Raw genomic sequence first — 14,672 nt, forward strand, 5'->3', positions numbered from 1 at the left:
AGCCTTAACATTTTAAAAAGAGAAAAACCTTATGAAATTTGGAATTAAAGATTTAATTAACGCAACCGATATTTGTGATTCTGTAACAAATACCATAGACCTTACATATACTAACATCCCTATGTATAAAGCAACAATTCAATATGCTGAGCATGTTCTTAAAGGTTTGCCACAAGATATCGAAGAAGAGCAAGTCTCCAAACTTAAAAATGCAATTAGACAATTAAAATCAGATCTATATCTGTATTTTCGATCTGAACTTAAAAACGCTCCTAGAGAAGTAAAATCCGATCTAGATAAGTTTTTTCAAAGTGAATCTCAACAACATTTAAAGAATTATGTAAAAGAGCATGCAAAAGAGATTATTAAAAATGAACAAGAAATTCAGCAAAAATCTGTTCTTAGCACTCTAGGAATTTTTACGAAATTCAACAAGAATGACATTAATACTGACATTACTGAAACTCAGAGCTTATCTAATTAAAAACAATTCGACATAGAAAATCACATTTTTGAGTAAACTTTTCTCGACATCCTGCGGCTTGGCCGCGGGATCCAGAAATTAGATCTTTGGCTCCCGTGGACAAGCCACGGGAAGTAGGCACGGGCCTTAAATAAACGTGAGTTTCGTATAAGAAAACGTGGTTTTACTTTGATCCATTCGGGATGAGTAAACTCTTCTCGACATCCCGTGGCTTGTCCGCAAGATCCAGAAATCTCGCCCTAAGATTAGATCTTTGGATCCCGTGGACAAGCCACGAAAAGTAGGCACGGGCCTTAAATGAATGTGAGTTTCCTATAAGAGAACGTGGTTTTACTTTGATCCGTTCGGGCTGAGGAAGCGCATAGCGCTGTCTCGAAGCCTTAGTACGAATTTGCAAGTTCTGGACTAAGGCTTCGAGATGGCATGAATGCCTCCTCAGCCCAAACGATTCAAGATGAAGGCTGGATCTAAATAGACTCTTTATCCGCTACCCAGGTTAATTTAGTGCCATTAGAGCATATCAGTATGTGATACTTCCAACGTGTTATTTTCGCGCAAGATATGGCAAATGCACTCTTTCCGTGCATGAGGCGCAAGCGCTTAGAAGTTAATTTCTAAAGCCTTTCAATACAACATCAATGGGTCTCACAAAATCAGTATCTGGGATTTTTTCTCTAACACGACCCAAAGCATGCTGCATTGTAATGGAATGCTTACAAAGTGCGATGATGGGTACCTCTTTAGCTTTCTGCTCACCTGTTGTAGTTATTGTATTGCTGTTTTGACAAATCACTCGCAATAATTTTTGCATTCCGGTACCACGAATATAGTCTTTATCAGGTTGTGATGCTTCCAACATATGTAAAATATGTTGGCAACGCCATGCAGCTTGATCATAAGATTGAGCCTGCTCGATTTGTTGAACGAGCAAAGCGCGTACTCCATGCTTATAATTCATGAGATGCTTTAACCATGTCACTACAGCCTGCGAGTCACTTAAAGGGTTCATTAATTGCCTCTCATTGCTCCATGTAATCTCATCTAAGAGTTGATTCACTAATACATTCATAGTTACATTTACCCATTCGTGTAGAGGGCTTTCTACACTATAATCCCTTTGTATTTTCATAGCAGTGTCATAAAATGCATCAAATACCTGCGTACTTTTGGGAGCTTGTAATACTGCTTCATATAATTGGGATAGTTCATCAATAACAGAATGCTCAGAGAGTTTTATCTGTTTTTTGATCTCATTAATAATGGACTGCGCACTTTCCATAGGTAAGAGATGATGATGCCATTCACGTTGTACAAATTGAGTTAATTTTAAATGTTCACGCGCTTTAATACTTAATGACGAATCAGAGAGTTCATGAATACGAGCCCGTTCTAAAATGCTATCTCTCACTTCTTTGGACACAATTGACTGATAACAAAGCGCACATTGTAAAAGGAATGCTTTGTGTGATTCACTCAATTCATATTGGTTGAGAATCTGTTTTTCTCTTCCAGGTTTGGAAAAGAGTTCCTGGAGCACCTCTCTCATACTATCAGGTAGTTCTGCAACAATATCACCTAATGTGAATTGATTCAGCAGAATTTTATATTGATCCATAAAACTAGAAAACAGAGTTTCTAATCCCCATTGAATATCCAGTGCGTTATTTATCCACGTTTGTATCTGATGCAATCCTTGCTCTTTTTCTTTTAGTTTTGTAAGTGCTGAGCCATTAAAGCGGTACTGAGCAATATCTTTTCTTTTAGCATCAGGATTGTTAGCGTAGTAAACAGCTAAGGCTGTTAATGCTTTATCTTGTGGATCTTTCAATTTGTGCTTGTCAATTATTGTTTTAATTTTTTCGCGCGTGCCTTTCTCAAAATTGGGTGTGGTTAAGCATTCATAAAGTGCATAAATTAAGATGCTATCAATTTGCAAGACATGCTTATTGATAATGCGCTCCAAGACTTTATTACTCCCAGTATCAATCACTGAATCGAATAATTGTTGCCATTCGGAAGCCTCTAATGGAAATGCATTTAATAAAATTTGTTTATAGCGAATTTCTTTTGTGACTCGTCCAGAAAATAATGACGGATGTATTTTTTTCACATGAGTCAGTAACCGACTAATTAACTTTTCCTTTGATGGACTATGACCATTCACTGTTGCCATAAGCTGCAATAAATGATCACGAATATCCATAATCGCTTGAACACGCAACCCAGGCTCATTGCTCGGTGCAGAAGAAATAGCCAAACTATGATCTGCTTTTTGTTGCTGTATTGCCGAGGCAAATAAACTATTATAGAGAGTTCTGGGTATTGAACTTAATGCATGACTTGCACCTAAACCCGTACCATAAACAAAACCGCCAATGCCAGAACCGATCGCCTTTAATAATTTGTAGCGCACTTGAGTACTGTATTTTTGATAACCTGCAATATAAGCTTGGGCGAAAGGTTGGGTGAGCAAACTAAAGAAAGTCTTATCGCGACGGATTAGAGGCAATAAAGCACCCCCGGTTTTGATCATTATATCTAACCAAGCTTCAAGAGTTGACGGTTTAACAATTTGATTTCCATCCAAATTACGATAACCTGAATGAAAATTAGTTGCATGCCGTCGGCTATAAAAATCTTGGCTTATTGCTGGAGATGGAGCTTGATATTTTAAAGCATCATACATTAACCCCGGTGACACTTTAGGTGAAATATTCGCTGCTGGATTCTTACTTAGATCCGCAAAATATTCTTTGACCGCTGGTAATGCCAATAGGGGTTTAACATGTAATCGAGCCTGTTGCGCTATGGCTTTTGCCGTTTCATCACTCGGAGTAGGATAGAAGAAGTCAGTTAATTGACTCAGATAACCCAAAGTATTTTCATAATGTTGCAATCCCATTACATTTTGTAACGGTTTCAGCGTGGTAAGCTCGCGAATCAAACGATCACAAGTAGCACGATTTTGAGGAACAAATGCATCGGGTGAGCTTGTCAACTCAACAAAATAATAATGCAAATCTGCATCCTCTTGAGTCAAGGGATATAAACTGTAAATGAGTTCTTTAAATAAGGAAAAAAACGCTTTATGACAAACTTCTGCTGTTCGTTGTGGATCATGTAAGATCTTATCAAGCTTTTGCCATTTACGATTTATTTCGATATTAGTATGACTGGGTAATGGCGGAGTCGCTCTATCGATAGGTGGTAAAAATCGTGCTGCAATCGCAAAATAATAAGCACTAAATGCAGGACAATAGGTCATTATACGCGAGGATTGTAACATGCGAATAACAAATGAGGCGCAAAGTTCCACTTGTTTAAAATGTTTGTCAAAGTTTTTGGGGATAACTCCGATAAATGGTACAAAGAAATCTTCAGTTTCACGTATTACCTGGCCATAAAAAGCATCCGGTATAAATTCATCTGGCCCGATGGGATTATAAACCAGGTGTCCGCGCATTCCTGTAGAAGAAGATTGTGCATACTGCAATTGCAATGGCCATAATGGATTGGCCACAGAAAGTGATTGCGAGCACTCGCCAGACCCTGTATCTCTGGGAAATGCCTCTACGACCAATGAGCCTGCTTGTCGGAACATGGGCGTTTGTTTGTAGTTGCCTTTATTCGTTTTAAAATAGGTACCTTGGGGATCTGGCTGATAAAAGGAATCAATTTGCTGCATTCCTTCGTCTGTATCATTCACTGCATAATGACGACGATACTTGGTATAAGCCAAATTTTCAAAATAAGGTGGTTCAGGGAAAAGCCCCGTGATCAGATTATCTACCAAAGCATTGTAAAGTGTATTAGGGTACTCTGAAGGTTGCAATTGAGTCATGTATTCAAAGCTTGATAGAAGTGCTTGAAGCTCGTATTTAATTCCAATCGCTGCATTCATTTGAGCTTCTGAGGGGCCTTGTCTATGGAGACTTAAATTTCTGAAATGGGCAGCCCACTCAGGATCATTAAATCGAAATGCATCAACTCCAGCTTCGTTAGAGTCACTCACAACTCCACCCCAATTGGCACCAATTCCTAAAGCCTCTCCTCGATTAAATTGAAATCGCTGTAAGAATCGCATTAAATAACGCCCGATTATGGGCAAGTGCTCTGCCTCAATTCTTATGTCTGCTTGCTCACACTGTTCTTGTAAAATACGAAGTACCATTTCTTCATTTAATGAATTTAATACGGTCTTATGATTGAGAAAAGGACTGACATAACACTCATAAGAAGAGGATTTTAAGGTGATAAACTCTACCCCCAAACGTTGTAATACAGTTTGTAGCCAGTCAAAAAATTCATCATTAAGAGGTAGATTAATGAGTTGAGATAATTGACGTCGAATGTTGGATTGCCACTGTACCCACGGCAAGAAATCAGGAATTTTCTTAGCCAATGCATCTGCATGACCGCCTGGCTTTAAAGCAAATCCATGAAGGGACAAATAAATGCTTTTATCCGCGATACGCCCAGCTTCATTAATCTGATAATCAAAAGTTGAAGTAAAAGGTTGTGTCTCTGCTTTCTTATTTATGGAAAAAGGTTGACCTATCAGATCAACCGGTTTTTTTGAAAGCGATATTGATTCCACTTGAGCTGAATTATCTATATGATCCACGGGTGATAGCAGGCAAGGGTAGTTCAGCAAAAACGTTTCTATAGGCGCTGTTGACCATGCGCTCATGGCTTTTAGCAATTGCCATAAGCTATTAATATTACACCCAATATAATGATCTTTTAAAGCAAGTAAAACATCTTGATAGGCTTTATCTAATGCAGATGCATCTAACTCTTTGGCAAGATCATCAGCATGATATGCCTCAATAAGTTGGTTAAATTGTTTAATCTTCCTGTTAATTTCTCTACTGTGAATAGGATACTCACCTAAGAAATTGGGCAAGCGATACTTGAAAGGCGCCAAGTGATTGCATGGGCTTTCTTGTAATTGGGTGATTAATGACAAAGCTTGCTCTAATGAAGTTGTAGAAGAAGGCGGAGCTTTGTATTGTTCTTGCAATTGCTCGCGAAGTCGATGAACACAGTCATCATCGCTTAACATAGCTAATAAAAAGTAAGCGCGAGTTTGTGTTTGTAGATTTAACTGCTCCCTCATTACGCGCGGCAGTTTTGCTCTTAGCGTCCTGAGTAAGGCAACACTGTCATCCTGATCATCGCCAATATCTAAAGTGTGATAGTTATACATGGGTTCACTCTGTTTTTGATCCATTCTCAGATGCACTAGTCTCGTCAGCCCGAACCCGCCGGGATAATGATTCGCTTTCTTATCTCGAATTGACGTTAATTTAAAGAATCTATCCTTATCTCTACGTCCCACGACCAGAAATCCCTCACCACTATTGAATCCCGCAGGACGTCGATTGAGACGAATGTCTCTTAAGTCAAATATCTGTGCGCCTTAGGCTGAACGGTTCTAAGTAGCCACCAAATCCTCAATGTCTTAATTTTATAACCATTTTTCAGAAACAAGTCGCATGGAACGTAGGGAATAAGAAATAAACTCTCCCTAGTCTACTTATCTTTTACATCCTTAGGGGACTTGGTTGATGAGTCTCTTCTAATTGGGGCTGCACCAGACCTATATCAACTTGGAACTCCTCTCGTGTAGGGAGTTTTCTTTTAGTAGAACTATGTCGTGCGACATCACTCATTTTCATTTGTTTATAATGTTGAAATAACTCTTCAAAAACATATTCATACAATATCTGAGCTTTTCCACTTCTTTGGTCTTGCGGTAATGCATCATGTAATGCTTTCATTAAAGACAAATCATCTTTAGACTTATCTATAAATTGACGCAGTATACCTTGTGCATCATCTTCATTTGCAAATTGAGCCACAAACCTTAAATCAGATACAGGTTCATCGCTGTAAGCACCAAATTTTGAGTGGTAGCTTGATAAAGAAATACCGCCAAAATCGAGTCGCTTAATCAAACTATCAAGATCTGCCTCCTGCACATGGGGTGCCAATAATCGAATAATGATTTTATAAAATTCTTTCAAGCCTTTTTTATGATCGGACTGCTCTTCATCATCTTTCAGTACTGCAAGTCCAGAAATCTGCTGATCAATCACATCTTGCAGTCTATTTTGAGCATTTAAAGTAGACTGAGTACCACTACATTGATCAAGCGTTTTAAAAGCTTCAAGAATGTTCATTAAAATAGCACTCATTCCGGCACTAGAACCGACGCTAGGCTGGCTTAAGGTATTTATTAATACCCCATTAGGATTGGAGGAGTCATTAGTTTCCAATTGCAACGCAATATGCGAGTCTCGATGCAAACTAATAATTTCCAATATTTTAATAAGCCTTAATGTAGTATCAAGACCAATTAAACCTCCTTGAGCCAAAACTTTAAGTATGTTGGTGACTGTTCCGGCAACAAGATCAGTACTAAACCCTATGGATTGGGACGAGTCACTGCTTCCTTTACTACAATTTTCACTCTCATGGGTTTGTGCGGGATGTAAATGCGCATCAGTGGTGTGAACTTTTTTATGTGTCCAGTTTACCGAACCATTTAAGCTTGCGGGAGATGCAGAAACAGCGCCAGTTGCTAATAATGAGCCCTCTGCAAGATAAAGCGCAGCATAAGCACTGGAAGTCAGTAGGCTTTGCTGTAAGGTATGCATTTTAAGATCTCGTTGTACCGTATCCATGTTATCTTTCAAGGCATGATGTAAATCCAGTGCGATTCTCATCAAAGCAATACCCATATGCGATAAAGTTAAGCGTAGTGCTGTTACTGCATGAATAGTGCTATAGTCTTGGCCTAGATGACTATCCCACCCGATCTGATCTGTGGATTGAGCAGACTCCTCTTTGCTAGGAACCTGGCTGGCTTTTTGTGATATGGCTTGTAGACGATTTTGATCAATTAAAGTCAGTGAACGGCAAAGACTTAACATTTCATCACATAATAGAGCTATAGTGCTTGCTGCCCAATATACAGTTGCAGTGTTACTGGCAACCGATTGATGCGTTGATAATAAAGAGCCTTGCTTTTCTGATTTCCCCGACTTCACCTCTTTTTCAATTTCTGCGATAAAGTTTCGCGTCGATGCTTGAATACCATTGAGCATCTGCGTCATCCCAGGAAGCGTTTCCATCAAAGCTTCATTTTTTTGGGCTTCGTTTATTTTGGCTACTGCTTCTTTAGAAGCTTTGGTAGCCAGCGTAATAGGATTGCTAAATATGCTATGTGTCGCTACCAGAGAAGAAACAGCACCATGGGCAACAGAACTTAGTTGACTTGCCATATCTTGATTAAGGCCTGGAATAATATGTTGTTGATTCTCTTGTTCAATTCGATCAAGCACTCCTTTGATAATCACTTCAGATCGATCCAAAACCTCCGGATTAGCAAGATCAACCGAGCTATTAACTATTCTTGAAGCATGATTTGCCTCATCTTTTTGCTGCGGGCTAACGAGTTGACGTAACGCTTCAGCCAACTCACTCACATGACTTATCAATACACTCATGGAACGGCTTGAGATTACCTCACTACCTCGTTCTGCTGTCATGAGTGCTGGTGATCCACCCAGATTTTCAGCACAAAGACGCATAATATTTGAAAGAAAACTAAGATTAGAGTGTAAACTGTTAATACGATCTACACCACCAGAAGGGCCTTGAGCTGTTGCCTCAGCAAGGGCTTTTTGCACACGCCCATCGGTTGTTACAATGGCTGTTTTGTTGATGCCTCGTGACGATTCAACAAAAAAAGATAAAACAATTAAACGAAGCAGGGCTGTGGTCAATGGACTAGTAACGCTTTGATCAGACATTAAATCAGCTGCAGGTGTAGTATGAGATAAGGCGGCCTCAAGATCGCGTAACTGCTGCTTTGAGGCACGACTATCCCCATTTTGTGTTGCTTTAGATACTCCGCTGCTGGCATGGTACACATTTTTTTCATCATCTTTACTTGCTGATTCATTGCCAGAAAAATGACTTATCGCACTCCCTTCTCTAAAAATTTGGCCAATCATATCGGTTAACAATGCTGTAGCTGTGGGGAGGATTGCAGTCGTTGCCACACTGGCGCCTGCGCCTGTAGAAGCTGCAACACGAGCATGGGTTTCTGCATGAGAGTTACCGTCTATGTTAATCGCTTTAGCAACCTCATCAATAATGTGAGCCCCTTGATCACCAATAACTCCAGATACATTGTTAACGCTAAGAGATCCCCCTTTACCTTTAGCATCAAATTTGAATGCTTGTTTCATTGCATCTTGCATTTTGTCAGTAGGAATTTGTACCTGTGATAAGCCATGTCCGGTTTCTTTCACGACTGTTGCGACATCACTAGGGACCTGTACCAGGTGACCTACACCACTTAGTAAACCCAATAAGACATTTCTGACAACAAAAGCTACGGAGTCATTGGTTGCAATCACTCCTTCTCTTATTTCTTCTATATAAGTTTCTAAAGCGCTGTGATCCAGCTTAGGAGGATTCTCAAATAAGACATGCAATGCTCGGAGAATAGAATCACGCTGGCCACTTTTTTCTGACAATAGCGCAGAAGCATTTTTTGCAGCCAATGCAGCTTGAGACACACCACTACCTATCCCTAACACCGAAGCACTCGGTATGCCTGTGATTGCAGCACCAGTTACAGTAAAACTACGAAAGAAATTATCGCGCATGATCCACATCCCTGCTTTTATTAAAGTGGCGCAATTTATATAATTGTTTTTTAATTGTCAATGTGTTTCAGATAATCTGACAATCTCATCAATTACAAGAAGCATTCTGCAGGTAAAATACATTATGCTGAATTAAAAATCGTTGGCATAATAAGGGTGTATGTTGTAATAAGTGATGCAAATAAGCTCTACTAAACTGTTGACTACAGGTAGGACAAATGCATTTAGCATCTATTGGCTCAAACTGCATTTGTATGTTTAAATCCGTTAAATCTATAGTTCCAGATTGAGTGTATACCTTTCCTTGTAGCGCGGCTTTTGCAGGCTCATCGGTCTCGATGAACGCAACTCCTTGATGACGCAACTCTTGAATTAACCTTGGTTCAAAATTTCCTATTACATAACGCGGTATGTTAGACCAGTGAGCTAATTGCTGCCAATCCAATTTACTGGCCTCGACATTAAAATAAACGCCATAGGATTGGTTTGTATTTTGTTTTTCTACATCATTTTCATGAAAAAAAGGAAAAATAGAACAATTCCAATGATCCCAAAACTGTGGAAAATCGTTCATGATGTTTTTAGGTAACATAATCGCTGTAGGATTTAAATGTTGGATTAATTCAAGTAAATCAACAAGGGTAAACTTTATTTTGGAACCATCATAAGGAGATTTAAGCACAAAAAGACCTTCCTTATTTACTACAAGCGACATCCCATTGAATATAATATAACCAGGCCAAGCTAAATAACGTCCAATATCTGTTATTTTCTTTAAAACATCCATACCTGGTTTATACAATAAACTTTCCAAAGAATAAGAGGCTGCACTTACATTGACTTCCTGCCAATTTTTCGCAGTAAGGCATAAACCTGCTTCTGAAGTTAAAATGGGTATAAAATTTTGAGTGACGGCAAACATTCCTACTCTCCTGATTTACAGTAATAAACTGGTGTCGCCATAACTAAAAAATCGATATCTTTTCTCAATCGCTTCCTGATAAAGTTTCATTGCTTGTTTATGGCCTATAAAAGCTGAAACCAACATGAGTAAAGTAGATTCAGGTAAATGAAAATTAGTCATCAAACCATCACAAATTTTAAACTCATATCCTGGATAAATAAAAATATCTGTATCTCTGCTACATGGAGTTAAAACTCCATTTTGTGCCGCACTTTCAAGACTGCGTAAAGCGGTAGTACCTACAGCAATCACTCGGTTTCCCGCAGCTTTTGTAGCATGGATAGCAGCGCATAATTCTGCACTAATGGTAAAATGCTCATGATGCATTTTATGATCTTTAATATTATCACAGCGAACAGGCCTAAATGTTCCCGCCCCTACGTGTAATGTGAGATATGCTACAGAAATACCCCTTGAACGTATATTGGATAACACCGCTTCATCAAAATGTAATCCGGCAGTAGGTGCTGCAACTGATCCTTCATATTTAGCGTAAATTGTTTGATAACGATCTTTATCTAAAGTTTCATCATTTCGTGCAATATATGGGGGTAGAGGAATATGCCCTACTCCGTTGAGTAATTCCAATACATCCATATCTGCCTTACAAACAAATAAATCATCTTGCCTATCAAGAATTTCAAGGTGTTTATTCTGCTCTAATTGAATAATGGAACCCGCTTTTAACGCTTTACTTGCTTTAATATGAGCAAGAAAAGTCAATTCTCCGGTAATACGTTCAACCAATAGCTCAACCTTTCCCCCCGTAGTTTTATGGCCATATAATCGTGCCGGGATTACTTTAGAGTTATTCATGACCAGCAAATCACCAGGTTTCAAAAAATCAGCAATTTTTTGAAACTGATGATGACCATATTCACCTATCTTACGATCATAAACCAAAAGCCTTGAATCGCTCCGATTCGCTAGAGGATATTGGGCAATAAGTTCCGGGGGTAAATCAAAATAAAAGTCCTCTTTATTCATAAGGCAACCTGCAAACAAATTATCGTCATTATACACTAAAGAAAGGATTCAGCACTTAAATAGTGTAGGGCATTCAAGGTACCATTCCTCTTAATCCTTTATTTAGTTACATCTAAGTTGTATATGAGTTGGTATAGGATTTACTCCATCAAGCCGCTCTTCTGTTGATGGATCATAAAATAATGAGGTTTTTTGCACCGGATTTTGACCTAAGCCTGTATTCTGTGTATTTTTTAGACCAAGATCTTTCATTTGAGAATAAGATGTTTTTATCTCCTCCAACTCTATATCATTATCTTCTTTTGATTGAGAAAATCTAGAATGATAAGTCTGCACAACAGCTTTAGCGCCCATGCCTGCTAATCCTCCAATCAGCAAAAAGGGTGACCATAGAATGGCACCTATAGATTTTACTGCGCCTGTAAAACTCAAACCATCTTCATTAACAACCTGTGATTTAAACATAGGGAACACATTTTTATTGTTGCTATAGCATTCTTTAGCACTAAAATATAAATAGAGCATTCCAATAGAACCGTAAACAAAGAGAGCGCCTATTCCCAAAGCAGTACTAAAAGCGAGCGTACTACCCATCCCAAGTCCTACTCCACTAGTACTTATTCCAGCGCTTATCCCCATTTTTGCTCCAACTAAACCAGTAGCTGCCATGGATGTCGTTGCAAAGTGAAAAGCACTCACAGTCAATTTAAGTATCAACGCAATAAGGATAATAGGAATAACAATCATTGAGCCGATTAATAATGAACCAAAGCCCCAGCCAGAAGTATTATAATAATGTCGATGATAGCGACCGTGGTGACTATGATGATGCGTATGAACGTTAACCTGGGCTCCTTTATTTCTTGGCTCATAATGCACTCTATCGAACAATTTAATCTCCTTTTATTGCTTTCAAATGATTTGAAACTTGGAGTATATGAAAGAAAACTTAAGGTTTTATTAAAAAAATTTCAGTTCTGTTGAGTTCGCTTTGTACCGGATAACTAGGCTTACTAACGTTAATTTAGTGTCAGTTATGGATAATAACTCGAGCTATTATTTCGAACCGTTCGGGCTGAGGAGGCGCACCAGCGCCGCTTCGAAGCCTTCGCAGGTACTTCAAACCCGATGCCAAGGCTTCGAGACGGCGTAAACGCCGCCTCTGCCCGAACGGATCGTGATAGAGACTCGTTATAATTACATCCTTATCCATATATGACGTTAATTTAGTATTATTAAATTATAATCAGCAAAACAACACATAAAATCCAAATAATCCAACTAGTAACATAGGGATATTTATACTTCTTAAAATTTTTTCTTCGTGATTGGATATCAAGAATAAGTACTGGAACTACAGAAACCGTTGTGAGCAAAATAATTAGTGCAACTGAGTCTGCGCCTTTTTGAAAAGGCATGATACTTGTTAAAAAGAACATAATATAAAGTAAGGTTTCACGTAAATAAAAAACTGCCCATAAGAACCAAAAATCAAAAGTATAAATGAGCCAGGAAGCGAGAAATAAAGGTATAAATAACTTGGCCCCTTTTATCGCAAATAACTTCTTAAACATTTTAATGAATTCTTCTGAAAAAAAGACCAATATGGAACCCAAAAAAACAAGCAATGCTAAAGTTACTAACATTTAGGTGTTCCTTTTCTCAACAGCTTCCAGGGTTTCCCAGCGTGCATAGAGTTGTGCTAATAAATCTTCATTTTCCGCGAGGCTTTGATTTATCTGTGTAATTGTCTGAGCATCTTGTTGATAAAATTTAGGATCAGACATTTGAAGTTGTAAATCAGCTATTTTTTCTTCTAATTGCTCAATTTTCTGTGGTAATTGGGCTAATTCGCGCTGCTCATTAAAACTTAACTTATTTGCAATTGTATTCCGCTTCACAATAGGAGCTTTTGTCACGACCTCACGCTGCTGTCGCTTTTTATGCATTTTATATTCATCATAGCCACCAACAAACTCATTGAACCTTCCCGCTTCCTCATAGACGAGAACGCTTGTTACAACTTGATTAATAAATGCTCTATCATGACTGATTAATATTAAGGTTCCAGGATAGTTAATCAACATGTCTTCAAGAAGTTCTAACGTTTCGATATCTAAATCGTTAGTTGGCTCATCCATCACCAGTAAATTTACTGGCTTTGCAAAAAGTTTGGCTAATAATAATCTATTTCTTTCTCCACCTGATAAAACAGAAACAGGTTGATTAAATCGTTCCGGTGAAAATAAAAACTCACGTAAATAACTCGCAACATGTTTTTGTTTGCCATTAATAGTTACATAATCAGCACCCTCGCCAACATTAGCCATAACTGTTTGATCTTCGTGTAATTGTCGACGTAATTGATCAAAGTAGGCAACACTTAAAGAAGTTCCAAGTTTTATCTGTCCAGAGTCTGGCTGTAATTCTCCGAGTAATAATCGTACCAATGTGGTCTTACCACAACCATTCGGGCCTATAATTCCAAGTTTATCGCCACGTGTTAGAAGTAACGAGAAATCACGTAAAATGGTCCTTTCCCCCAAGGTATAATTGATATGACTTGCCTCTATGACTACTGAGCCCGAACGTGTCACATCTAAAGAAAATGCTTTTACCTGACCTAACTGATTACGGCGAGCCTTATATTCTTCACGCATTGCTTTTAAGGCACGAACCCTGCCCTCATTACGGGTGCGTCGTGCTTTAATTCCAGTACGAATCCATACTTCTTCTTCAGCCAGTTTTTTATCAAATAATTCATTTTGTTTTTGTTCGCTAAAACGAATAGATTCGCGCCTGTCTAAATAAGTTTCATAATTACAATCATGTTGGTACAATTTTCCACGATCGATTTCAACAATACGATTGCTGACCTGATCTAAAAACTCTCTATCATGAGTCACCAATAAAACCGTGCCCTTAAACTCTTTTAAGTAAGATTCTAACCACTCAATTGCTTCAATATCTAAATGGTTTGTAGGTTCATCCAAAAGTAATAGATCAGGAGTAGCAATCAGAGCTGCGCCAAGCAGGACACGGCGTTTCATCCCTCCTGATAAATTGCTCATACGTTCATTTGTAATTATACCCAACCGGCTTGCCATCGTTTCTATTAGTGGCAATTTATCCCAAGCATGTAAATTATCCATTTGTTGTTGGCATGCCACTAATTTATCCATATCCCCTTGTTGAGACAATTGATGAAACCGGGACAAAACTTCACCTACCTCACCAAGACTTTTCACCAAAAAATGATAAACCGTGTCGTCCTCAGTAATAGGAACCTCCTGAGTTAACCCTGCAACACGTAATCCAGAAAGCCGATTAATTTGGCCACTATCGGGAATTAAGTCACCCTGTAATAATTTAAGAAGAGTCGATTTCCCAGCACCATTTCTCCCTACTAACGCGATGCGATCTTGGGGATGTATCTGCCAGTCCGCTTTATCTAATAATTGATTACCCGCAATATTAAGGGACACACCATGAAGAGAAATAATACTCATAAAATGAACTCTAACTTTTTAATGTATAGTCTAGTTTCAATAAA

General features: G+C 38.5%; 8 protein-coding genes. 1 reads left to right on the plus strand and 7 read right to left on the minus strand.

From position 1 onward, the window contains the following. Nucleotides 1-31: 31 nt before the first annotated feature. Nucleotides 32-484 carry a hypothetical protein gene (locus DYH34_RS13020; RefSeq protein ID WP_058464624.1) on the plus strand — a complete coding sequence of 151 codons (453 nt, stop codon included), beginning with the start codon at nucleotides 32-34 and terminating at the stop codon, nucleotides 482-484. Between the two features lie 607 nt (nucleotides 485-1,091). Here the strand turns inward: DYH34_RS13020 and DYH34_RS13025 are convergent. The 7 genes from DYH34_RS13025 to DYH34_RS13060 form a co-directional block, all read right to left on the minus strand. Next, nucleotides 1,092-5,717, minus strand: coding sequence for a hypothetical protein (locus tag DYH34_RS13025; RefSeq protein WP_238589480.1), 4,626 nt, complete (start codon nucleotides 5,715-5,717; stop codon nucleotides 1,092-1,094). Nucleotides 5,718-6,030: 313 nt separating this feature from the next. Continuing rightward, a complete protein-coding gene (locus DYH34_RS18435; RefSeq protein ID WP_238589479.1) occupies nucleotides 6,031-9,168 on the minus strand; it encodes a hypothetical protein in 3,138 nt (1,045 codons plus the stop codon). 88 nt (nucleotides 9,169-9,256) lie between these two features. Beyond that, nucleotides 9,257-10,090, minus strand: coding sequence for a tRNA-guanine transglycosylase (locus DYH34_RS13040; RefSeq protein ID WP_058464623.1), 834 nt, complete (start codon nucleotides 10,088-10,090; stop codon nucleotides 9,257-9,259). A 15-nt stretch (nucleotides 10,091-10,105) separates the two neighbouring features. After that, the gene (queA, locus tag DYH34_RS13045) at nucleotides 10,106-11,119 is read right to left on the minus strand and encodes a tRNA preQ1(34) S-adenosylmethionine ribosyltransferase-isomerase QueA (RefSeq protein ID WP_058464622.1); all 1,014 of its coding nucleotides are present in this window, start codon (nucleotides 11,117-11,119) and stop codon (nucleotides 10,106-10,108) included. 102 nt (nucleotides 11,120-11,221) lie between these two features. Beyond that, the gene (locus DYH34_RS13050; RefSeq protein WP_058464621.1) at nucleotides 11,222-12,010 is read right to left on the minus strand and encodes a hypothetical protein; all 789 of its coding nucleotides are present in this window, start codon (nucleotides 12,008-12,010) and stop codon (nucleotides 11,222-11,224) included. 344 nt (nucleotides 12,011-12,354) lie between these two features. After that, nucleotides 12,355-12,765, minus strand: coding sequence for a hypothetical protein (locus DYH34_RS13055; RefSeq protein ID WP_058464620.1), 411 nt, complete (start codon nucleotides 12,763-12,765; stop codon nucleotides 12,355-12,357). Further along, nucleotides 12,766-14,628, minus strand: a complete 1,863-nt coding sequence (locus DYH34_RS13060) for an ATP-binding cassette domain-containing protein (protein WP_058464619.1) — start codon at nucleotides 14,626-14,628, stop codon at nucleotides 12,766-12,768. It lies immediately after the preceding gene. Between the last annotated feature and the right edge of the window lie 44 nt (nucleotides 14,629-14,672).

This window comes from Legionella cincinnatiensis (assembly GCF_900452415.1).
Classification (GTDB): domain Bacteria; phylum Pseudomonadota; class Gammaproteobacteria; order Legionellales; family Legionellaceae; genus Legionella; species Legionella cincinnatiensis.